Genomic DNA, 22,618 nt, shown 5'->3' on the forward strand with positions numbered 1-22,618 from the left:
GGAACCGGCCCCGACTTTACTTCATCGTCGGCATCACGAACTCGGCGGCATGCGTATCGGGCCAGCGGGCGGTGATCGTCTTCAATCGCGTGTAGAAACGCACGCCGTCGGGACCGTGCACATGCAGGGGACCGAAGATCGAGCGCTTCCAGCCACCGAAGCTGTGGAAGGCCATCGGCACGGGGATCGGCACGTTGATGCCGACCATGCCGGCCTGCACGCGGTGGGCGAATTCGCGCGCCGCGCCGCCGTCGCGGGTGAATACCGCCGTGCCGTTGCCGTACTCGTGCTCGTTGACGAGGCGCAGCGCGGCGTCGAGGTCGGGCACGCGCATCACGCACAGCACCGGTCCGAAGATCTCCTCGCGGTAGATCGTCATCTCCGGCGTGACGCGGTCGAACAGGCAGCCACCGAGGAAGAACCCATCCGCGTGCCCATCGACGACATGGCCGCGGCCATCGACGACCAGGCTCGCGCCCTCCGCAACGCCGGCATCGACATAGCCGCGCACCTTGTCGCGGTGCGCGCCGGTGACCAGCGGGCCCATTTCCGGATCGAGGCAGCCGGGGCCGATCTTCAGCGCCGCCACTTTCGGAGCCAGCGTCGCCACCAGCGCATCCGCCGTGGCATCCCCCACGCAGACCGCGACCGAGATCGCCATGCAGCGCTCGCCGGCCGAGCCGTAGCCGGCCCCCAGCAGCGCGGATACCGCGCCATCCAGGTCGGCATCGGGCAGCACGACCATGTGGTTCTTCGCGCCGCCCAGGGCCTGAACGCGCTTGCCGTTGGCGGAACCGCGCGCATAGATGTATTCGGCGATCGGCGTGGAGCCGACGAAGCTCAGCGCCTGCACGCGCGGTTCGTCGAGCAGCGCGTCCACCGCGGCCTTGTCGCCGTGCACGACATTGAACACGCCATCCGGCAGGCCCGCCTTCTTCAACAGGTCGGCCATGAACAGCGCCGCGGACGGATCGCGCTCCGAGGGTTTCAGCACGAAGGTGTTGCCGCATGCCAGCGCCACCGGGAACATCCACAGCGGCACCATCGCGGGAAAATTGAACGGCGTGATGCCGGCGACGACGCCGAGCGGTGCGTATTCGCTCCACGAGTCCACGTCGCGGCCGACGTTCATCGAGTGCTCGCCCTTGAGCAGGTGCGGGATGCCGCAGGCGAACTCCACCACTTCCAGCCCGCGGGTCATCTCGCCGCGTGCGTCGGAGAGCACCTTGCCGTGCTCGGAGGTGATGATCTTCGCCAGCTCGCCGGCCTGCGCCTCGAGCAGTTCCTTGAAGCGGAACATCACCCGCGCGCGGTTCAGTGGTGTCGTGGCGGCCCACGCGGGAAAGGCGGCGGACGCCGCGTCCACCGCCTGCTTCACGTCGTCGGCCGAGGCGAGCGGCACGCGTGCAGTGACAGTGCCGGTGGCGGGGTCGAACACATCGCCGTGGCGGCCGCTGCCGCCTGCCACCCGCTGTCCGTTGAAGAAATGGTGCAGCGCTTCGGTCATGACGGACTACCTGGTGGAATCGCTCGCCCCGCGTGCGGGGAGAGGGTGCCCGGAGGGCGGGTGAGGGGCGACGGCGCCCGTGTGGAAAGTGCGATGTGGTTTATCGAGTGTCCGGGTGTTCGAGTTCTGGTCGCCACGTGAAATACGGGAGCTCCGGCGCGCCCCTCATCCGCCCTTCGGGCACCTTCTCCCCGCTTGCGCAGGGAGAAGGAACCGCGGCTTACGCCAGCGCTTCGCGCGCCGACACGTAGGGGTAGCCCAGGTCGTCGGCGACCGCCTTGTAGGTGATCTTGCCGGCATGCACGTTGAGGCCGTTGAGCAGGTGCTCGTCGTCCAGCAGCGCCTGCTTCGCGCCCTTGTTCGCCAGCTGCACCGCGAAGGGCAGGGTGGCGTTGGTCAGCGCGAAGGTGGACGTGCGGGCGACGCCGCCCGGCATGTTGGCCACGCAGTAGTGGATGATGCCGTCGACTTCGTACGTGGGGTTCTGGTGGGTGGTGGCCTTCGAGGTCTCGAAGCAGCCGCCCTGGTCGATCGCCACGTCCACCAGCACCGAACCCGGGCGCATCAGCTTCAGCTGGTCGCGCGAGACGAGCTTGGGCGCGGCGGCGCCGGGGATCAGCACCGCACCGATCACCAGGTCGGTATCGGGCAGGCGTTCCTCGATGGCATCGCGGGTGGAGTAGATCGTGGTCAGCTGGTGGCCGTACAACTCGTCCAGATACTTCAGGCGGTCGAGCGAACGGTCGAGGATGGTGACGTGCGCGTTCATGCCCATCGCCATGCGTGCGGCGTTGATGCCGACCACGCCGCCGCCGATCACCAGCACTTCCGCCGGCTTCACGCCGGGCACGCCGCCGAGCAGCACGCCGGAGCCGCCCTGCGCCTTCTCCAGCGCGTGCGCACCGGCCTGGATCGACATGCGGCCGGCCACTTCCGACATCGGCGCCAGCAGCGGCAGGCCGCCCTTGCGGTCGGTGACGGTTTCGTAGGCGATGCAGGTGGCGCCGGAGGCGACAAGCGCCTTGGTCTGCTCAGGATCGGGCGCGAGGTGCAGATAGGTGTAGAGCACCTGGCCGGGGCGCAGCATGGCGCACTCGTTCGGCTGCGGCTCCTTCACCTTGATGATCATGTCGGCGCGGGCAAAGATTTCCGCCGCGGTGTCGACGATCTCCGCGCCGGCCTTGACGTACTGCTCATCGGTCAGGCCGATGGCCTTGCCGCCGTCGCGCTGGACGATGACCTGGTGGCCATTCGAGACCAGCTCGCGCGCACCGGACGGCGTAAGGCCGATGCGGTATTCGTGGTTTTTGATTTCCTTGGGGACGCCAATCAGCATGTTGCTCTCCAGTAGCGGGAAGGGGCTTCGCGCGAGGGGGAGCGCTGGGGCCGTTGATCCGTAATTTTACGCGGTTGCCCGTATGGTGTCCGCCAGGATGTTCACGATCCGGTCGATGTGGCCCTTCTCCACGATCAGCGGGGGCGACAGGGCGATCACGTCGCCGGTCACCCGGGTCAGCAGGTGGCCTTCGTGGAAGGCGCGGGCGAAGACGTCGTAGGCCCGGGTGCCGGGCGCACCCTGGCGCGGGGCCAGTTCGATGGCGCCGACCAGGCCGAAGTTGCGGATGTCGATCACGTTCGGCAGACCCTTCAGCGAGTGCAGAGCCTCCTGCCAGTAGTCGCCCAGCGACAACGCCTTGTCGAACAGGTTTTCCTCTTCGTACGTGTCCAGCGTGGCGAGCGCGGCGGCGCAGGCCAGCGGATGGCCGGAGTAGGTGTAGCCATGGAACATGTCGATGGCGTTGTCGGGCCCGCTCATGAAGGCATTGAACAGGCGCTCGGAGACGAACGTGGCACCCATCGGCACGCAGCCGTTGGTGATGCCCTTGGCGGCGGTGATCATGTCCGGCGTGACGCCGAAGCGCTGCGCGCCGAAGGCATGGCCGACGCGGCCGAAGCCCGTGATGACTTCGTCGAAGATCAGCAGGATGCCGTGCTTGTCGCAGATCTCGCGCAGCCGCTGCAGGTAGCCCTGCGGCGGGACGACCACGCCGGCCGAGCCGGAGATCGGCTCGACGATGACCGCCGCGATCGTGGAGGCGTCGTACAGCGCGATCTGGCGCTCTAGATCTTCGGCCAGTTCGATGCCATGCGGCGGCAAGCCTTTCGAGAATGCATTGCGCGACACGTCCAGCGTGTGGCGGATATGCGAGACCGCCGACAGGCCCGGGCCGAACCACTTGCGGTTGTTCGGCAGGCCGCCCACCGACATGCCGCCGAATCCGACGCCGTGGTAGCCCTTCTCGCGGCCGATGAAGCGCGTGCGCTGGCCTTCGCCGCGCACGCGGTGGTAGGCCAGGGCGATCTTCAGTGCACTGTCGACCGCTTCCGAGCCGGAATTGCTGAAGAACACCTTCTTGAGGTCGCCCGGCGCCAGTGCGGCCAGGCGCTCGGCCAGCTTGAACGGCAGCGGCGAGCTCATCGAGAAGTTGGGCGCGAAGTCGAGCGTGCCGATTTGCTGCTTCACGGCCTCGACGATGCGCGGCCGCGAATGGCCGGCGTTGCAGCACCACAGGCCGGCCGTGGCATCCAGCACCTCGTTGCCGTCGACATCCTTGTAGTACATGCCCGACGCGCTGGCGAGCAGCCTCGGCTTGGCCTTGAACTGCTTGTTGGCCGTGAACGGCATCCAGAAGTGGTCGAGCGAGGCGGGCGCCTCGAGGTTCTGGCGGGCGTAGTGATCGGCCAGGGCGCGGGAAGAAGTGTCGTCGGCGCTCATCGCGGCTCCAGGGGCGGGGCGGATGGGCGCAGCTTAGCGCGTTGAAAAAACTTTACAACCGTGCCGGAGGTCGGATTCGCCGCACTGTCCCGGCCCCGCCCGACTTCGTTTACTGGCCTGCCCAATATCGTGGAGAGCCCGGATTGACCGGCCTGCCCGGGGGTGTAAAGTATCCCGCAACACTTTCCGCTTTCCTGTCAGGGTGGTGATGGACATCGGCGCGCGCCTGCAACTGGTCCGCAAATCCAAAGGCCTCAGCCAGCGCGAGCTGGCCAAGCGCGTGGGCGTCACCAACAGCACCATCTCGCTGATCGAGCAGAACAAGGTCAGCCCCTCGGTCAGTTCGCTGAAGAAGGTACTGGACGGCATTCCTATCTCGCTGGCCGACTTCTTCACCCTGGACCTGGAGAAGGGGCTGCCGGACAGCCCGTTCTATGTCGCCGACGAGCTGCCGGATGTGGGCAGCAACGGCATCCACTACTTCCTCGTCGGCCAGCACCGGCCGCAGCGGCAGATGTGCATCCTTCGCGAAGTGATGCCGCCCGGCAGCGACACCGGCGACAGCATGCTGGCGCACGACGGCGAGGAGGGCGGCGTGGTGATCGCCGGTGAAGTGGAAGTCACGGTGGGCGAGCAGGTACGCGTGCTGAAGGCCGGCGAGGGCTATTACTTCGAAAGCCGTACGCCGCATCGCTTCCGCAATGTCGGTGACGTCGACGCGGTGATCGTCAGCGCGAATACGCCGGCAACGTTTTGAAATCATACCCCTCTCCCAACGGGAGAGGGGTTGGGGTGAGGGGTGATGCAGTCCGGATGATTCGGACAACGCATCTCCGCTCGCCCCTCATCCGGCGCTTCGCGCCACCTTCTCCCGCTGGGAGAAGGGAACACAGCCAGGAGTTCCCATGAGCAACCCCCGCACGCAACAGGACTGGCAGGCCATGGCCGGCACGCTGTCGATCCGCACGCAGGCCTTCATCGACGGCAAATACGTCGATGCCGCCTCGGGCAAGACCTTCGACTGCGTCAGCCCGATCGATGGCCGCGTGCTCGGCCAGGTGGCCGATGGCCAGGAAGAGGACATCAATCGCGCCGTCGCCGCCGCGCGCCGCAGCTTCGACGCGGGTGCGTGGTCCAACGCGCGCCCGACGCATCGCAAGAAGGTGCTGCTCAAGCTCACCCAGCTGATCGAACGGCATGCCGACGAACTGGCCTTGCTGGAATCGCTCGACATGGGCAAGCCGGTGGGCGACGCGCGTAGCGTCGACGTCGCCGCGACCATCCGCTGCATGGGCTGGACCGCCGAGGCGCTGGACAAGGTCTACGGTGAAGTCGCCGCGACCGGCCAGGACGAACTGGGCCTGGTGACGCGCGAACCGCTGGGCGTGATCGGCGCGATCGTGCCGTGGAATTTCCCCCTGCTGATGGCGACGTGGAAACTGGCCCCGGCGCTGGCGATGGGCAACTCCATCGTGCTGAAGCCCTCGGAGAAGTCGCCGCTCACGGCGATCCGCCTGGCCGAGCTGGCGATCGAAGCGGGCATCCCCGCCGGCGTGCTCAACGTGGTGCCGGGCTTCGGCAAGACCGCGGGCGAACCGCTGGCGCTGCACATGGACGTGGACGGCCTGGTGTTCACCGGTTCCACCCCGGTCGGCAAGCGCCTGCTGCAATGCGCGGGCCTGTCGAACATGAAACGCGCGTACATGGAGTGCGGCGGCAAGAGCCCGAACATCGTGTTCGCCGATGCGCACGACCTCGAGGTGGCGGCGAAGGCCGCGGCCGGCGGCATCTTCTACAACCAGGGCGAAGTCTGCACCGCGGCCTCGCGCCTGCTGGTGGAGCGTTCGATCAAGGATGAGTTCGTCGCCCGCGTGGTCGAGGCAGGCAAGGCCATGCGCCCGCGCCATCCGCTCGACCCCGGCGCGCCGATGGGCGCGATGGTCGATGAAGGCCAGACCCGGCGCGTGCTCGACTACATCGAGAAGGGCAGGGCCGAGGGTGCCCGTCTGGCGCTGGGCGGCCTGCGCGCCGACGTGGTGAACGGCGGCTGCTACATCGAGCCGACCGTGTTCGACGACGTCGCGCACGACCACACGATCAGCCGCGAAGAGATCTTCGGGCCGGTACTGTCGGTTATCGCGTTCGACAGCGAGGAAGAAGCGCTGCGGATGGCCAACGACAGCGAGTACGGGCTGGCGGCGGGCGTGTGGACGCGCGACATCAGCCGCGCCCATCGCGTGGCGCGCAAGCTGCGTGCGGGCAGCGTCTGGGTGAACTACTGGGACGGTGGCGACATGACCGCTCCGTTCGGCGGCTACAAGCAGTCCGGCAACGGCCGCGACAAGTCGCTGCACGCCTTCGACAAGTACACCGAGATCAAGGCGACCTGGATCAATCTGGGGAGTTGAGCTGCGGCGTTCCTTCTCCCCGCGAGGCGGGGAGAAGGTGCCCGGAGGGCGGATGAGGGGCGAGCGCTGGTGCTTTACCGGCACGCAGGCATCGCATCTTCGTTCGTCCCTCACCCGCCTTCGGCACCCTCTCCCCGTACACGGGCAGAGGGGAGTCATCGAAGAAGTTCTTCTGCCAGAATCGCCCACGTCCCATCCACCGGCCCGTCCATGACCGCCACCGCCGTCGCTCCCGCGCCCGCCAACTCGCCTGGTCGGGTGCTGTTCGCCAGCCTGATCGGCACCACCATCGAGTTCTTCGATTTCTACATCTACGCGACGGCCGCGGTGCTGGTGTTTCCGCACCTGTTCTTCCCGCAGGGGGATCCGACCACCGCGACACTGCAGTCGTTCGCCACTTTCGCGCTGGCGTTCATCGCGCGGCCCGTGGGGTCGGCGCTGTTCGGCCACTACGGCGACCGCATCGGACGCAAGGCGACTCTGGTGGCGGCGCTGCTGACGATGGGTATCTCCACCGTGCTGATCGGCCTGCTGCCCACCTACGCGCAGGTCGGTATCGTGGCGCCCCTGCTGCTGGCGCTGTGCCGGCTGGGGCAGGGGATCGGGCTGGGCGGCGAGTGGGGCGGTGCGGTGTTGCTGGCGACCGAGAACGCGCCGCCCGGCAAGCGCGCGTGGTACGGCATGTTCCCGCAGCTCGGGGCACCCCTGGGCTTCCTGTTCTCCACCGGCATCTTCCTGCTGCTGACCGCAGTGATGAGCGATGCGCAGTTCCTGGCCTGGGGCTGGCGCATTCCGTTCGTGGCCAGTGCGGTGCTGGTGTTCGTCGGCCTGTGGGTGCGGCTGAGCATCGCCGAGACGCCGGATTTCCAGAAGGCCCTGGACCGCGACGAGCGCGTCAAGGTGCCGATGCTGACCACCGTGCGCGAGCACCCGTTCGCCCTGGTGACCGGCACGCTCGCGCTGGTGGCCACGTTCGTGCTGTTCTACCTGATGACCGTGTTCGCGCTGAGCTGGGGTACGTCGAAGCTCGGCTACACGCGCGAGCATTTCCTGATGCTGCAGATGGTCGGCGTGCTGTTCTTCGCCCTGACCATCCCGCTGTCGGCGCTCTATGCGGACCGGTTCGGGCGGCGCAACGCGATGATCGTCGCCACGCTGCTGATCATCGGGTTCGGCTTCGTGTTCGCGCCGTTGCTGGAGTCGGGTAGCGACCTGGGCGTGCTGGCTTTCCTTGCGCTGGGTCTGGGCGCGATGGGGCTCACCTATGGCCCCTGCGGGACGATCCTGGCGGAGATGTTCCCCACCGCCGTGCGCTACACGGGCGCGTCGCTGGCGTTCAACCTGGCCGGCATCCTGGGCGCATCGCCGGCGCCGTACATCGCCACGAGGCTGGGTGAACGCTACGGACTTCCGTCAGTCGGCTGGTACCTGGCCGGCATGGCCGTGCTGACGTTGCTGGCCTTGTTGGCGATGCAGCGCCGGCGGTAAGGCATCCACGCTCGCAATGGGGCATCACATGGTCGTGCGCATGGCGCACGCTACGATCTCGCCGCCATGATTCGTCACGTAGCGTGCGCCACGCGCACGTCCGCAGGATCTCTCCCCAAGCGCACACAGCACGCTACCCGAACAGGCGCTTCACGGTGCGGGTGAGCCAGCCGCCCTGCTGGTGATCGCGGACGAACTGGTTGAGGTGGCGCTTGACCGAATCCGCGTAGGCCTTGTCGTCGTTGCGGATGTGGTTGAACAGCCAGCGCGACAGCATGCTGCGCAGCTCGTCCACGATGTCTTCGCCGGCCTCGAAGCGGAGCCGATACTCGGACACGCGCTTGGTGAATACTTCGTGCACGCGCTTGTGCGCGGCGCTGAACGGATAGCCGGCTTCCTCCATCAGCTCTTCCTCGAACGCGAAGTGCGACAGCGTGTAATCGACCAGCTCATCGATCACTTCGCCGACGGCGAAACGCTCCCTCGACTTCTGGGTCACGTGCAGATGGTTGATCATCTCCACGATACGCCGGTGCTGGCCATCGATGATGTCGATGCCGGTGTCCATGTCGTCCTGCCAGATCAGCAGTGTCATGTTCGGATCCCCTGCCGGCGGATGCCGGAATGCGGGGAAATCTAGGTGCGCGCTGCACTTGCAGCATTGATCCCGATCAATGCCGCATGCGACGGACAGTCGCAGGGGCCGTGATGACCGGTGTGGGAGCGATGTGAGTCGCGAGCTCTTGCTTCAGCGACTCGAAAGCTCGCGACTGACGTCGCTCCCACAGGGAAGAATTTCAACCGCTCGACACCACCCGGTTCCGTCCACCGGCCTTCGCCAGGTACAGCCGCCGGTCCGCTTCGCTGAGCAGGTGATTGAGGGTCTGGCCGGGAAAGCGCGTGCGGAACACGCCGACGCTGACCGTCATCTTCAGTGTGCGCTCGCCGATGTCGACGTCGAGGGCCTCTATCGAGGCGCGCAGCGATTCGAAGTAGTCCACGGCTTCGCTTTCGCCCAGGTACGGCACCAGCGCGCAGAACTCTTCGCCGCCGAAGCGCGCGATCAGGTCCTGCGTACCCGCATGGCGCGCGATGGCCTGGGCGACGGCCTTCAGTGCGATATCGCCGGCTTCATGGCCGTGGGTGTCGTTGATGTGCTTGAAGTGGTCGATGTCGATGATGGCGGCCGTCACCGACTGTTGCCTGCCCAGGGTGTTCGGCAGCAGGGCATGGCACTCGGACAGGAAGTGGCGGCGGTTGGGCAGGCCGGTGAGGAAGTCGCGGGTGGCGAGATCCTGCAGGGTGCCGATCAGTTCCAGCTGGTCGATGTTCTGCGAGACGCGGCAGAAGAATTCCTCGCGCGAGAACGGCTTGTGCAGGAAGTCATTGGCGCCGCTCTTCAGGAAGCGCGGGACCAGGCTGCCATCGCTGGTGCCCGAGATGCCGATGATCGCCAGGTGGTCGCGGGCGTGGCGCGCACGCAGGCGACGGGTGAACTCGTGGCCCTTCATGCCGGGCATTTCCTGGTCGACGATCGCCAGGCGGATGTCGGGGTTGGCGTCGAGCATGACCAGGCCGGCCTCGCCATCCGCCGCTTCCACCACGCGGAAGCCGTACATCGACAACAGCGCGGCCGCGTGCTGGCGGGCGGAACGGGAGTCGTCCACGATCAGGGCGGCGATGCGGCGGTTGCGTTCCAGGCGCTGCACCAGCCACACGAGATAGTCGATGCTGCCGGGCGTGTTCTTGAGGACGTAGTCCACCACCTGCCGTCGCAGTACCTGCTCGCGCAGCGTGTCGTCGTAGACGCCGCTGACGACCACGGTGGGCAACTGCCGGGACAGGAAGAACTCCACCACCTCGTCGTGGCTGCCGTCGGCCAGGACCAGGCTGGTGACCACCATGAACCAGTCCGGATGCTTCTCCAGCGTCGTGCGCGCCTCGTCCAGCGTGGCGGCGTAGACGACCGGCAGGCTGAGCTTCTGTTCGATCGCTTCGCCGATCAGGCGCGCATGCGTGCGCGAGTTCTCCACCACCAGGATCCGCTGGGGCAGGGGCGATTGGCTGGCGATGGCGGATACGGCGCGTTGCGGACTGGACATGCTCGGGAAGGCCGAGGAAGGTTTCCTTTCATGTCTATCGGCCCGGGCGGACGGGACTTGAGAGCGGCGTCACGGAATGCGCGGCTGCCGGCGCCGCTCACCAGAGTGCGTCGCGCAGCTTGTACCAGGCCATTCCGGCGACCAGGAGCGGCGTGCGCAGCGCACGGCCGCCCGGGAACGGGTGGTGGTCGATCTTCTCGAACAGGTCCAGTCGCTCGGATTGACCGCGGATCGCCTGGGCGAGCGTCGTGCCCGCCAGGCACGCGGCGATCAGGCCATGTCCCGAGAAGCCCTGGGCGAAGTACAGGTTCGGCGCCAGCCGGCCCCAGTGCGGCGCACGGTTGAGCGAGATGTCGATCATTCCGCCCCACAGGTACTCGATGCCCACTTCGCGCAACTGCGGGAATACGCGGTGCATGCGGCGCGTCATCACGCCGCGCAGGTTCGGGGGCGTCATCGTCGAATAGCTGGCGCGACCGCCGAACAGCAGGCGGTGGTCGCGGCCCAGCCGGAAGTAGTCCAGCGCCCAGTTGGTGTCCGCCACCGCCATGTCGTTGCGGATCAGCGCGCGCGCGCGCTGCTCGCCCAGCGGCGGCGTGGCGGCGATGTAGGTGCCCACCGGCATCATGCGCGATTCGAGTTCCGGCGCGATGCCGCGCAGCAGCGCGTTGCCCGCGAGGATCACGGTATCGCAGGCGACCTCGCCCTGCGCGGTCTTCAGCAGCGGACGCGTGCCCCGTACGAGCTGCGTCACGCGGGAAGCTTCGAAGATGCGCACGCCCGCATCCAGCGCTGCGCGTCCGAGCCCCAATGCATAGGCGAGCGGATGGAGGTGGCCGCTGACCGGATCGTACATTGCGCCAAGATAGCGGTCGCTGGCGAGTTCGCCGCGCAGGCGCTCGCGATCCCACCACTGCACCGGGTGGTGGTAGCGCGTGTTGAACTCCTCCACGGCTTCCTGCACGTCGCGTTGCTGGCGCGCCTTGATCGGGACGGTGGCGTGCCCGTCGCGCCAGTCGCAGTCGATACCGTGCCGGTCGATCCGCCCGCGCAGCCAGCGCAGGCCGTCGATCGACAGGTCGAACATCTTCTTCGCATCGTCGAAGCCGACCAGCGCTTCGAGCTTCGCTTCGCCGCAGCTGAAGCCGGCAATGGCCTGGCCACCATTGCGGCCCGAGGCGCCCCAGCCGATGCGCTCGGCTTCCAGCACGACCACCTTGTAGCCGGCTTCGGCAAGTTCCAGCGCCGCCGACAGGCCGGTGTAGCCGGCGCCGAGGATGCAGACGTCGGCCTCGATGCGGCCTTCCAGTGCCGGCTGCGCGGGCAACGGCGTCGTGCTGGCTGCGTACCAGCTGTCGGGATAGGTATGCGCGAACGTCATGCGGGCAGCGCCTGGTTCACACCGATCGCAGGTACCACGCGTATTCCAAGTCGGTCACTTCGGTGTAGAAGCTGTGCATCTCCTTGAGCTTCTGCTGGCCGTAGATGTGCTGGAAGGACGTGCCGAACTGCTCGCGGATGAACTCGCTACCCATGAACGCGCCGATGGCCTCGCGCCAGAACGGCGTACGGATCTCGGTCTGGTCGTAGGCGTTGCCGGTGATCGGCGGGCCGGGATCGAAGCCCTGTTCGATGCCGTGCAGCATGCCGGCCAGCACGGCGGCAGTGACTAGGTAGATGTTGGCGTCGGCGCCGGCGATGCGGTGCTCGATCCGGGTGTTGGCTTCGTCGCTGTGCGGGATGCGCATGGCGACGGTGCGGTTGTTGTAGCCCCACACGTCGTTGAGCGGGACGAACGCGTTGAGCACGAAGCGCCGGTAGCTGTTGGCGTGCGGCGCGAACAGCAGCAGGCAATCCTGGTCGCTGCGCTGCAGGCCGCCGATGGCGTGCTTCAGCGCAGCGGCCGGGGCCGTCTGCGGTGAGGCGAAGATGTTGCGGCCGTCGGCATCCAGCACGCTGGCGTGGATATGCATACCGCTGCCCGCCTGCTCGGCGAACGGCTTGGCCATGAAGCTGGCCATCAGGCCCTGCTGCTGCGCGGCGGCCTTGATCGCGCGCTTGAGGTAGATCGCATCGTCGCAGGCGAGCAGGGCATCGTCGCGATGCTTGAGGTTGATTTCGAACTGGCCCGGCGCGTACTCGGCCACGGCGGTATCGGCCGGGATGCGCTGCGCACGGCACGCGGCTGCGACCGCATCGGTGAAGCCGCGGTAGTCGTTCAGGTCTTCCATGTAGTAGACCTGCGTGCTGGTGTTGCGTTGCCCGGTCGCCGGATTGATCGACGTGCGCGGGCGTCCCGCGTCGTCCATGCGCTGGTCGAACAGGTAGAACTCCAGTTCCACCGCGACCACCGGCTTCAGGCCGCGCGCGGCATAGCGTGCGAGCACGCGCTTGAGCACTTCGCGCGGGTTGGCCTCGAACATGCCGCCCTGCGCGTCCTCCATGCTCAGCAGCAGCTGCGCGGCCGGGCGCGGCGACCACGGCACGGGCCGCAGCGAGCCCGGTACCGGGCGGCAGATGCGGTCCTCGTCGCCGATGTCGTAACCCAGCCCGGTTTCCTCGACCGTGTTGCCGGTGATGTCGGTGGCGATCAGCGACATCGGCAGGCAGACGCCGTCGCGGTAGACCTTCTCCAGCGCATCGCGGGTGATGCGCTTGCCGCGCAGCAGTCCGTTCATGTCGGGCAGCAGCAGGTCGATCTGCTCGCAGTCGGGGATGGACGCCAGCGTGGCGGCATCGTCGGCGGGCAGGGAAGACGCGTCGGAATCAGGGCGCATGAGGGTCATCCAAGAGGCTGCGGCGCAGCTTAGCAGAGCGTTCGATGCGTCAAGAATACTCAACGCGAAGTTTCCAATGGGCCGCTGAAACGCCCGAATTTGGTGCCGCAGCGCACCATATGGGCGCCAAAAATGTCATCTGAGCCCTTCGTGTTGTAAAAATAAAACGGCCGGGTTAACGTGCCTGCAAGCCATTCCGGGCTTCCTGCATGACCCCGCTGCCGCGGGTCGGTCTGCCGACCGACCACAAGCAAATCGGTGCGCATCCCTTTCTTGCCGTCGGCGAGAAATACGTGCGCGCGGTGGTCGACGGGGCGGGCTGCCTGCCGCTGCTGATCCCGACGCTGGACCCCGTACTGCCGCTGCGCCAGGTGCTCGACAGCCTCGATGGCCTGCTGCTGACCGGCGCCGTCAGTAACATCGAGCCGCACCATTACAGCGACGAATCCAGTTATGAAGGCAACCTGCTGGATCCCCGTCGCGACGCGACCAATCTGCCGCTGATCCCGCTCGCCATCGAGGTGGGGGTGCCCGTGCTGGCGATCTGCCGCGGCTTCCAGGAGGCCAATGTCGCTTTCGGCGGCACGCTGTACCAGAAGGTACACGAGCAGCCAGGCCTCATGGACCATCGCGAAAACAAGGACGATCCCCTGGACGTGCAGTACGGGCCGGCGCACGACATCGCGCTGGTGCCGGGTGGCCTGCTGGCCAAGCTGTCCGGGGTGACGCACGCCAGCGTGAACTCGTTGCACGGCCAGGGTGTGCGTCGGCTGGGCGACGGCCTGGTGGTCGAGGCGAAGGCACCCGACGGCCTGATCGAAGCGTTCCGGCATGACGGCTCCGCCTTCATGCTGGCGGTGCAGTGGCATCCGGAATGGAAGGTGACGGAAAACCCGTTCTATCTCGCGATCTTCCGCGCTTTCGGCGATGCCTGCCGTGCCCGTGCGGCCCGGCGCGGGGCGGTGGCATGAAGCGGCGGCATCCCCCGCCATGGAGAGGGAGCGCACGCCACGACGTGGTGGCGTAGCCCACCGGCGTGCAAGGCGGCCGTTCCTCTCCCTTACCGATCGCACCGACACCATGAGCCAGAAGAAGCCGAACCCCCGAAAGAAGCCTGCCGCGCCCGAGCCGGCCGACAGTTCATTGCGCCGCTGGCTGAAGGAACGCAGCATCACCGAGGTCGAGTGCCTGGTGCCGGACATCACCGGCATCGCACGAGGCAAGATCATTCCGGCCGACAAGTTCAGCCACGACTACGGCACGCGCCTGCCGGAAGGCATTTTCGCCACCACCGTCACCGGCGACTATCCGGACGACTATTACGACCTGACGTCGCCGTCGGATTCGGACATGTTCCTGCGGCCGGACCCTGATACCGTGCGGATGGTGCCGTGGGCGACCGACCCCACCGCTCAGGTCATCCACGACTGCCACACCAAGGACGGCAAGCCGCATGACCTGGCGCCACGCAACGTGTTGCGCCGCGTGCTGGCCGCGTACGAGAAAGAAGGCCTGCGCCCGGTCGTCGCGCCGGAACTGGAATTCTTCCTGGTGCAGAAGAACACCGACCCCGATTTCCCGCTGCTGCCGCCCGCCGGCCGCTCGGGTCGCCCGGAGACCGCACGGCAGTCGTATTCCATCGATGCGGTCAACGAGTTCGACCCGATCCTCGACCTGATGTACGACTACTGCGACGCCATGGAACTGGACGTGGACACGCTGATCCACGAATCCGGCGCCGCCCAGCTCGAGGTGAACTTCACCCATGACGATGCGTTGTCGCGCGCCGACCAGGTGTTCCTGTTCAAGCGCACGATGCGCGAGGCGGCGATGCGCCATGGCGTGTACGCCACCTTCCTGGCCAAGCCGATGGAGAACGAGCCCGGCAGCGCCATGCACATCCACCAGAGCCTGGTCGACGTGAAGACGGGCCGCAATGTGTTCACGGGCAAGACGGAGGGCAAGGGAAGCAAGCTGTTCGGCCATTACCTGGCGGGGCTGCAGAAGTACGTGCCCATGGCGATGGCGTTCTTCGGCCCCAACGTCAATTCGTATCGGCGGCTGGCGCTGGGGCAGGTGGCGCCGATCAACGTGCAGTGGGGGTACGACAACCGTACCTGCGGCCTGCGGGTGCCGATGGACACACCGGAGAACATGCGCGTGGAGAGTCGTTTCGCCGGCTCCGATGCCAATCCCTATCTCGCGATGGCCGCGACGCTGGCCTGCGGCCTGCTGGGCATCCGTGAGCAACTCAAGCCGACCGAGCCGCTGGCCAGCAGCGCGCAGGACATCGGGTTCGAACTGCCGCGCTCGCTGGGCGAGGCGCTGGACGAACTCGAAGGCTGCAAGGCGCTGCAGGAGCTGATGGGCGCGCGCTTCGTGCGTGCGTACGTATCGGTCAAGCGCAAGGAATACGAGACCTTCTTCCGCGTGATCAGTTCGTGGGAGCGGGAATTCCTGTTGTTGAACGTCTGACTGTTGTTCCCTTCTTCCTCCGGGAGAAGGTGGCGCGAAGCGCAGGATGAGGGTGCGGCGGAATCGGGATGGTTCACCACTGATGATTCCGCCGGACCCTCACCCCAACACCTCTCTCCCACAGGGACTTCCTTTGGTCGCCGGTGGGAGAGGGGCTCGATATCACGGAGCCCTTATGACCCAACTCGACACCCGCACCCTGCAGAGGCTCGACGCCGAGCACCACCTGCATCCGTTCAACGACAATGCCGCGCTGGCGAAGCGGGGCACGCGCATCCTCACCAAGGGCGACGGCTGCTACGTCTGGGATGCCGACGGCAACAAGCTGCTCGATGCCTTCGCCGGGCTGTGGTGCGTCAACATCGGCTACGGGCGCAAGGAACTGGGCGAGGTGGCATCGAAGCAGATGACGCAGCTCGCCTACTACAACAGCTTCTTCCAGTGCACAACCGAGCCGACGATCGAACTGGCAGCGAAGCTGGCGGAACTCGCGCCGGGCGACCTCAACCATTCCTTCTTCGTCAATTCCGGTTCCGAGGCGAACGACACCATCCTGCGCATGGTCCGCCACTTCTGGGCGGTGCAGGACCAGCCGGCGAAGAACATCTTCATCGGCCGCCACGATGGTTACCACGGCACCACGATGGCCGGCGCCAGCCTCGGTGGCATGAAGGGCATGCACAAGCAGGGTGGCCTGCCGATCCCCGACATCCACCACATCGATCCGCCGTTCTGGTTCGCCGACGGCGGCGACCTGTCCGAAGACGAGTACGGCCTGGTCGCCGCACGCCGGCTGGAGCAGAAGATCCTGGAACTGGGGCCCGAGCGCGTGGCCGCGTTCATCGGCGAACCCATCATGGGCGCGATCGGCGTCTACATCCCGCCGAAGACCTATTGGCCGGAGATCGAACGTATCTGCCGCCAGTACGACGTACTGCTGGTGGCCGACGAGGTGATCTGTGGTTTCGGGCGCACGGGCGAGTGGTTCGGCTCGCAGTATTTCGGTTTCCAGCCCGACATCATGCCGGTGGCCAAGGGCATCACGTCCGGCTACATCCCGCTCGGTGCGGCGATGTTCAACGATCGCGTGGCCAGCGTGCTGAAGGAGCGGGGCGGCGAGCTGGCGCATGGCGCCACCTACTCGGGCCACCCGGTGTGCGCGGCAGTGGCACTCGAGAACATCCGCATCCTGCAGGACGAGAAGATCGTCGAAACCGCGAAGACCGACACCGCGCCCTACCTGGCCCAGCGCTGGGCGGAACTGGGCGAGCACCGCCTGGTCGGACAGGCGCGCATCGCCGGCATGGTGGGCGCGCTGGAACTGGTGCCGGACAAGAAGAAGCGCGCCTTCTTCCCCGAGCGGGGCACCGTCGGTCCGCGTTGCCGCGACCACGCGTTGAAGCATGGGCTGATCCTGCGCGCGACCTGGGACGCCATGCTGCTCTCGCCGCCGTTGATCATCACCCGTGCGCAGGTGGACGAACTGTTCGACAAGACGTGGAAGGCGCTCAACGACACCGCGACGGACCTGGGCATGTGAGGTCATCGAAGCGGCCCGTGCGCTGCGTCATGCCCTCGCATCGCGGGCGTATGATGGTTCCCATCCCCCGTTCCTGTTCCATGGAGACCCCGATGAAGCTCAAAGCCCTCACCGTCATGCTGGCTGCCGCCGTGCTGGCCGCCTGTGGTGGCAAGGATGACAAGGCCGCCGACGGTGCGCCGTCGAAGGTGCTCAATGTCTACAACTGGTCCGACTACATCGCCGAGGACACGATCCCGAACTTCGAGCAGCAGTCGGGCATCAGGGTCACCTACGACGTGTTCGACAGCGACGAGATGGTCGAGACCAAGCTGCTGGCCGGCAGCAGTGGCTACGACGTGGTGGTGCCGTCGCTGAGCTTCCTGGGTCGCCAGATCCAGGCCGGCGTGTTCCTGCCGCTGGACAAGAGCAGGATCCCGAACCTGAAGAACGTCGACCCCAAGATGCTCGAGCGGATCGCGCTGCAGGATCCGGGCAACCAGTTCGCGGTGCCGTACCTGTGGGGCACCAGTGGCATCGGCTACAACGTCGACAAGATCAAGGCCATCTTCGGCGACACCGCCGTCACCGGCAGCTGGGACGTGGTGTTCAAGCCGGAGAACGCGGCCAAGCTGAAGGACTGCGGGATCACCGTGCTGGATACGCCGTCGGAGCTGATCCCGATCGCGCTGAACTACCTGGGCGAGGATCCGCACAGCTTCGATCCAAAGGTGATCGACAAGGCCGCGGCGCTGCTGAAGTCGATCCGCCCGTACATCCGCAACTTCCATTCGTCCTCGTACATCAACGACCTGGCCAACGGCGATGTCTGCCTGGTGGTGGGCTGGTCCGGCGACATCATCCAGGCGCGTGATCGCGCGGCGGAGTCGGGCAACGGGGTCAACGTGGCGTACTCCATCCCGAAGGAAGGCGCGCCGCAGTGGTTCGACATGCTGGCCATCCCGAAGGATGCGAAGAACGTCGACAGCGCCTACGCCTTCATCAACTACCTGCTGGACCCGAAGGTCGCTGCGGCGAACACCAACTTCGTGACGTATCCCAATCCGGTGCCGTCGTCGAAGCCGATGGTCGACAAGGCGATCGCGGACGATCCGACGATCTACCCGCCCGCCGACGTCGACGCGAAGCTGTTCACCTTCGCGGTCCTGCCGCCGGATGTGGATCGCCAGTACACGCGCATCTGGACGGAGCTGAAGACCGGACGCTGAAACACCACGGGCGCGTGCCGGCAAGGACGCGCCCTTTGTCATCGTGGCATCGCCCGTGCAAGCCGGCGACGCCACAGGGAGGGGGTAGGGGAGCGGGACGGCACGGAACACGCCATTGCAATGACAGCACGCCCGCGGCGGCCCAGGCCGGTCCGGGACCACATCAAGCCGCCCTCGCGGGCCGAATGGAGAGAGATTGATGAAACTGCGCGTACTGGCAACCACCCTGGCCCTCTGTACCCTTGCCGCTTGCGGCGGAAAATCCGGCAGCGACGGCGGCGCCGACACCGGCGGCGCCAAGCAGGTCAACGTCTACAACTGGTCCGACTACATCGCCGAGGACACCATCCCCAACTTCGAGAAGGCCACCGGCATCAAGGTGACCTACGACGTGTTCGACAGCAACGAAGTACTGGAAACCAAGCTGCTGGCGGGCAGCAGCGGCTACGACGTGGTGGTGCCGACGATGAACTTCCTCGGGCGGCAGATCCAGGCCGGCGTGTTCCTGCCGCTGGACAAGAGCAAGATCCCCAACTACGCCAACCTGGACCCGGCCATCATGAAGCGGCTGGAGAACCAGGACCCCGGCAACCAGTACGCCATCCCCTACATGTGGGGCACCACCGGCATCGGCTACAACGTCGACAAGGTCAAGGCCGCGTTCGGCAGCACCGATGTCGCCAACAGCCTGGACATCGTCTTCAAGCCGGAGAACATCAGCAAGCTGAAGGATTGCGGCGTGACCTTCCTCGACACGCCGTCGGAAATCATCCCGATCGCCCTGAACTACCTGGGCGAGGACCCAAACAGCCAGGATCCTGCGGTGATCGACAAGGCCGCCGCACTGCTGAAGACCATCCGCCCGTACATCACCAACTTCCATTCCTCGCAGTACATCGATGCCATGGCCAACGGCGACACCTGCCTGGTCGTCGGCTGGTCGGGCGACATCATCCAGGCGCGCGATCGCGCGGTGGAAGCCAAGAACGGCGTCAACATCGCGTATGCGATCCCGAAGGAAGGCGCCCCGCAATGGTTCGACATGCTGGCCATCCCGAAGGACGCCAAGCACGTCGACGAGGCCTACGCCTTCATCAACAACCTGCTCGACCCGCAGGTGATGGCCAACAACTCCAACTTCATCAGCTATCCGAATGCCATCCCGAAGGCGAAGGCGCTGATGGACACGTCGATCACCGGAGATCCCACGATCTACCCGACGCCGGACGTCGAAGCGAAGCTGTTCACCTTCGCCATCATCACGCCCGAGGTCGATCGCCAGTACACGCGGATCTGGACGGAACTGAAGACCGGCAAGTAAACGCCCTGGCCGGGACGGACAGACGCCGTCCCGGCCTTGTGTGATCGCTCATACCCACATCCATGCCGGCGCCCAGGCAGCCCGGCGACCAGGGGATCTCCATGGCGGCAGAACAGGGCAACGGCGCGGCACAGAACGGCAAGGCGAACGCGCAGGAGTACCTGCGCATCGTCGACGTCCGCAAGGAGTTCGACGGCTTCGTCGCGGTCGACGACACCAACCTGACCATCCGCAAGGGCGAGATCTTCGCGCTGCTGGGAGGCTCGGGCAGCGGCAAATCGACGCTGCTCCGCTGCCTGGCCGGGTTCGAGAAGCCGACCTCCGGCAAGATCTTCCTTGACGGCCAGTTGCTCAACGACCTGCCGCCCTACGAGCGGCCGCTCAACATGATGTTCCAGTCCTACGCGCTGTTCCCGCACATGACGGTGGAGCAGAACATCGCCTTCGGCCTGAAGCAGGACGGCCTGTCCAGGGAGGCGATCAAGAAGCGCGTCGAGGAGATGCTGGCGCTGGTGCAACTGGGCAAGCTGGCCAAGCGCAAGCCGCACCAGCTTTCCGGCGGCCAGCAGCAGCGCGTGGCGCTGGCGCGGTCGCTGGCGAAAGGACCGAAGCTGCTGCTGCTGGACGAACCGATGGGCGCGCTGGACAAGAAGCTGCGCTCGCAGATGCAACTGGAGCTGGTCAGCATCATCGAGAAGTCGGGCGTGACCTGCGTGATGGTCACCCACGACCAGGAAGAGGCGATGACGATGGCCACCCGCATCGCGCTGATGGACCAGGGCTGGATCCGCCAGGTCGGCACGCCGGATGAAATCTACGAGCAGCCGACCAGCCGCTTCGCCGCCGAGTTCATCGGCTCGGTCAACCTGATCGAGGGCGCGGTGGAGGAGGACGAAGCGAACTACGTCACCATCCGCTCGCCGCAGTTGCCCGATCCGATCTACATCGGTCACGGCATCTCGGGCTTCGAAGGGCAGGAGGTCGGGTTCGCGGTGCGGCCGGAAAAGCTTGGGATCGGCAAGCAGGAGCCGCCGCAGCCGCACAACAAGGCCAAGGGCGTGATCGAGGACATCGCGTACTTCGGCAGCCATTCGGTCTATCACGTACGCCTGCCGAGCGGGTACAAGTTCATGGCCAATTTCGCCAACGTGCAGCGCTGGGCCAGCGAGGGCCTCACCTGGAACGATGAAGTCTGGGTATGGTGGGGCGACAACGATGGCGTGGTGCTGACGTCATGAACCTTCTCCGCTCCCTGGGCAAGCGCCTGCCGGGGCCACGCTGGGGCGTGATCTCGGTGCCCTACGTCTGGCTGCTGCTGTTCTTCGCCATTCCCTTCCTGATCGTGCTGAAGATCTCGTTCGCCAAGCTGGCGATCGCGATGCCGCCCTATACGCCTATCCTCGAGTACATCGACGAGGCGCTAACGCTCAAGCTCAACCTGGGCAATTACGCGGCACTGTTCACCGATTCCCAGTACGTGGCCGCCTACCTCAGCTCGATCAAGATCGCGGCCATCTCGACCTTCCTCGCGCTGCTGGTCGCGTACCCGATCGCCTATGTCATCGCCCGCATGCCCCCCTCGTCGCGCAATATCGCGATGATGCTGGTGGTGCTGCCGTCGTGGACGTCGTTCCTCATCCGCGTCTACGCCTGGATCGGCATCCTCAAGAACAACGGCCTGCTCAACAACCTGCTGATGAAGATCGGCCTGATCGACGAACCGCTGCAGATCCTGTACACGCCGATGGCGGCGTACATCGGCATCGTCTATTGCTACCTGCCCTTCATGGTGCTGCCGCTATACACCAACCTGGTGAAGCACGACCACCGCCTGCTCGAGGCCGCCTACGACCTCGGCGCCAAACCGTGGAAGGCGTTCTTCACCATCACCCTGCCGCTGTCGAAGGCCGGCATCATCGCCGGCTGCATGCTGGTGATGATCCCCGCGGTCGGCGAGTTCGTCATCCCCGAACTGCTCGGTGGCCCGGACACGCTGATGATCGGCCGCGTGCTGTGGGGCGAGTTCTTCAACAACCGCGACTGGCCGGCGGCGTCGGCGGTGGCCATCGTCATGCTGATCCTGCTGCTGATCCCCATCCTGATCTTCAACCGGGTGCAGCAGCGCGAGATGGAAGGGAGGCTGACATGAGCCGCACCGGACACCGCGCGGTCAACTGGACGATCCTGGGGCTCGGCTTCGCCTTCCTCTACGTGCCGGTCATCATCCTGATGGTGTATTCGTTCAACGAGTCGCGCCTGGCCACGGTGTGGTCCGGATTCTCGTTGAAGTGGTACGCCGAGCTGTTCCGCGATACGCAGATGCTGCAGGCGGCATGGATCAGCATCAAGGTCGCGTTCTGGACGGCGACGGCGGCCGTGGTGCTCGGCACGATGGCGGCCCTGGTGATGACGCGCATGCGCCGCTTCCCGGGCAAGACGCTGTTCGGCGCGTTGATCACCGCGCCGCTGGTGATGCCGGAAGTGATCATCGGCCTGTCGATCCTGCTGATGTTCGTCTCGCTCGGCCAGGTGGTGGGGCTGCAACCGCGTGGCATCCTGTCGATCTGGATCGCGCACGTGACCTTCACTCTGGCCTTCGTCACCGTGGTGGTGTCTTCGCGACTGTCGGAGCTGGACAAGTCGCTGGAAGAAGCCGCCATGGATCTGGGCGCGAACCGCATCAAGGTGTTCTTCCTCATCACGCTGCCGATCATCGCGCCGGCGCTGGTGTCGGGCTGGCTGCTGGCATTCACGTTGTCGCTGGACGACGTGGTGATCGCCAGTTTCGTCGCCGGACCCAGTTCGACCACGCTGCCGATGAAGGTGTTCTCGTCCGTGCGCATGGGCCTGAGTCCGAAGATCAATGCGCTCGCGACGCTGATGATCCTGGTGGTCAGCGTGGCCGCGTTCCTGGGCTGGTGGTTCATGGCCCGGGAAGAGAAGCGTCGCCAACGCGACATGCAACTGGCGCTGCAGGACAACGGGTAGCACCCTGGCGGTCACGCACCTCCGGCAT

At 66.1% G+C, this 22,618-nt stretch carries 18 protein-coding genes; 11 read left to right on the forward strand and 7 right to left on the reverse strand.

What is annotated here, in order from left to right; all coding sequences use genetic code 11:
* Positions 1-16: 16 nt before the first annotated feature.
* The 3 genes from ACSQ19_RS13480 to ACSQ19_RS13490 form a co-directional block, all read right to left on the reverse strand.
* Positions 17-1,507, reverse strand: coding sequence for a CoA-acylating methylmalonate-semialdehyde dehydrogenase (locus ACSQ19_RS13480; RefSeq protein ID WP_435997631.1), 1,491 nt, complete (start codon positions 1,505-1,507; stop codon positions 17-19).
* A 220-nt stretch (positions 1,508-1,727) separates the two neighbouring features.
* Positions 1,728-2,843 carry an alanine dehydrogenase gene (ald, locus tag ACSQ19_RS13485; protein ID WP_435997633.1) on the reverse strand — a complete coding sequence of 372 codons (1,116 nt, stop codon included), beginning with the start codon at positions 2,841-2,843 and terminating at the stop codon, positions 1,728-1,730.
* Between the two features lie 66 nt (positions 2,844-2,909).
* Positions 2,910-4,283, reverse strand: coding sequence for an aspartate aminotransferase family protein (locus ACSQ19_RS13490; protein WP_435997635.1), 1,374 nt, complete (start codon positions 4,281-4,283; stop codon positions 2,910-2,912).
* Positions 4,284-4,491: 208 nt separating this feature from the next.
* Between ACSQ19_RS13490 and ACSQ19_RS13495 the strand changes: the two genes are divergently transcribed.
* The 3 genes from ACSQ19_RS13495 to ACSQ19_RS13505 all read left to right on the forward strand — a co-directional run bounded on the left by ACSQ19_RS13495 (position 4,492) and on the right by ACSQ19_RS13505 (position 8,179).
* Positions 4,492-5,040, forward strand: coding sequence for a cupin domain-containing protein (locus ACSQ19_RS13495; protein ID WP_435997637.1), 549 nt, complete (start codon positions 4,492-4,494; stop codon positions 5,038-5,040).
* A 148-nt stretch (positions 5,041-5,188) separates the two neighbouring features.
* On the forward strand, positions 5,189-6,691 hold the full coding sequence (locus ACSQ19_RS13500) for an aldehyde dehydrogenase (RefSeq protein WP_435997639.1): 1,503 nt from the start codon (positions 5,189-5,191) through the stop codon (positions 6,689-6,691).
* Between the two features lie 210 nt (positions 6,692-6,901).
* Positions 6,902-8,179, forward strand: coding sequence for an MFS transporter (locus tag ACSQ19_RS13505; protein ID WP_435997641.1), 1,278 nt, complete (start codon positions 6,902-6,904; stop codon positions 8,177-8,179).
* A 133-nt stretch (positions 8,180-8,312) separates the two neighbouring features.
* Here ACSQ19_RS13505 and ACSQ19_RS13510 read toward each other — a convergent pair whose 3' ends face one another.
* From ACSQ19_RS13510 to ACSQ19_RS13525, 4 genes are all read right to left on the reverse strand, one after another.
* Positions 8,313-8,774: a bacteriohemerythrin gene (locus ACSQ19_RS13510; RefSeq protein WP_299341548.1), complete on the reverse strand. Its 462-nt coding sequence runs from the start codon at positions 8,772-8,774 to the stop codon at positions 8,313-8,315.
* A gap of 202 nt (positions 8,775-8,976) precedes the next feature.
* Positions 8,977-10,281: a diguanylate cyclase gene (locus ACSQ19_RS13515; protein WP_435997644.1), complete on the reverse strand. Its 1,305-nt coding sequence runs from the start codon at positions 10,279-10,281 to the stop codon at positions 8,977-8,979.
* Between the two features lie 97 nt (positions 10,282-10,378).
* The gene (locus ACSQ19_RS13520; protein ID WP_435997646.1) at positions 10,379-11,662 is read right to left on the reverse strand and encodes an NAD(P)/FAD-dependent oxidoreductase; all 1,284 of its coding nucleotides are present in this window, start codon (positions 11,660-11,662) and stop codon (positions 10,379-10,381) included.
* A gap of 16 nt (positions 11,663-11,678) precedes the next feature.
* Positions 11,679-13,058, reverse strand: a complete 1,380-nt coding sequence (locus ACSQ19_RS13525) for a glutamine synthetase family protein (protein WP_435997648.1) — start codon at positions 13,056-13,058, stop codon at positions 11,679-11,681.
* A gap of 209 nt (positions 13,059-13,267) precedes the next feature.
* Between ACSQ19_RS13525 and ACSQ19_RS13530 the strand changes: the two genes are divergently transcribed.
* The 8 genes from ACSQ19_RS13530 to ACSQ19_RS13565 all read left to right on the forward strand — a co-directional run bounded on the left by ACSQ19_RS13530 (position 13,268) and on the right by ACSQ19_RS13565 (position 22,590).
* Positions 13,268-14,029, forward strand: a complete 762-nt coding sequence (locus ACSQ19_RS13530; RefSeq protein WP_299341559.1) for a gamma-glutamyl-gamma-aminobutyrate hydrolase family protein — start codon at positions 13,268-13,270, stop codon at positions 14,027-14,029.
* Positions 14,030-14,138: 109 nt separating this feature from the next.
* Positions 14,139-15,533, forward strand: coding sequence for a glutamine synthetase family protein (locus ACSQ19_RS13535; protein ID WP_435997649.1), 1,395 nt, complete (start codon positions 14,139-14,141; stop codon positions 15,531-15,533).
* A gap of 175 nt (positions 15,534-15,708) precedes the next feature.
* Entirely contained in the window at positions 15,709-17,073 is a 1,365-nt protein-coding gene (locus tag ACSQ19_RS13540) for an aspartate aminotransferase family protein (RefSeq protein WP_435997650.1), read from the forward strand.
* Positions 17,074-17,165: 92 nt separating this feature from the next.
* Positions 17,166-18,281, forward strand: a complete 1,116-nt coding sequence (locus ACSQ19_RS13545) for a polyamine ABC transporter substrate-binding protein (protein ID WP_435997651.1) — start codon at positions 17,166-17,168, stop codon at positions 18,279-18,281.
* A 199-nt stretch (positions 18,282-18,480) separates the two neighbouring features.
* Complete coding sequence (locus ACSQ19_RS13550) at positions 18,481-19,602, forward strand: polyamine ABC transporter substrate-binding protein (RefSeq protein WP_296279990.1); 1,122 nt, start codon at positions 18,481-18,483, stop codon at positions 19,600-19,602.
* Between the two features lie 101 nt (positions 19,603-19,703).
* Positions 19,704-20,840: an ABC transporter ATP-binding protein gene (locus ACSQ19_RS13555; protein ID WP_299341568.1), complete on the forward strand. Its 1,137-nt coding sequence runs from the start codon at positions 19,704-19,706 to the stop codon at positions 20,838-20,840.
* Entirely contained in the window at positions 20,837-21,751 is a 915-nt protein-coding gene (locus tag ACSQ19_RS13560) for an ABC transporter permease subunit (RefSeq protein ID WP_296279993.1), read from the forward strand. The genes ACSQ19_RS13555 and ACSQ19_RS13560 overlap by 4 nt, the downstream gene beginning before the upstream one ends.
* Positions 21,748-22,590: an ABC transporter permease subunit gene (locus ACSQ19_RS13565; protein ID WP_299341570.1), complete on the forward strand. Its 843-nt coding sequence runs from the start codon at positions 21,748-21,750 to the stop codon at positions 22,588-22,590. Before ACSQ19_RS13560 ends, ACSQ19_RS13565 begins: the two co-directional genes overlap by 4 nt.
* The last annotated feature ends 28 nt before the right edge of the window (positions 22,591-22,618 follow it).

The sequence above is a fragment of the Pseudoxanthomonas sp. LjRoot127 genome (assembly GCF_964253495.1).
Classification (GTDB): domain Bacteria; phylum Pseudomonadota; class Gammaproteobacteria; order Xanthomonadales; family Xanthomonadaceae; genus Pseudoxanthomonas_A.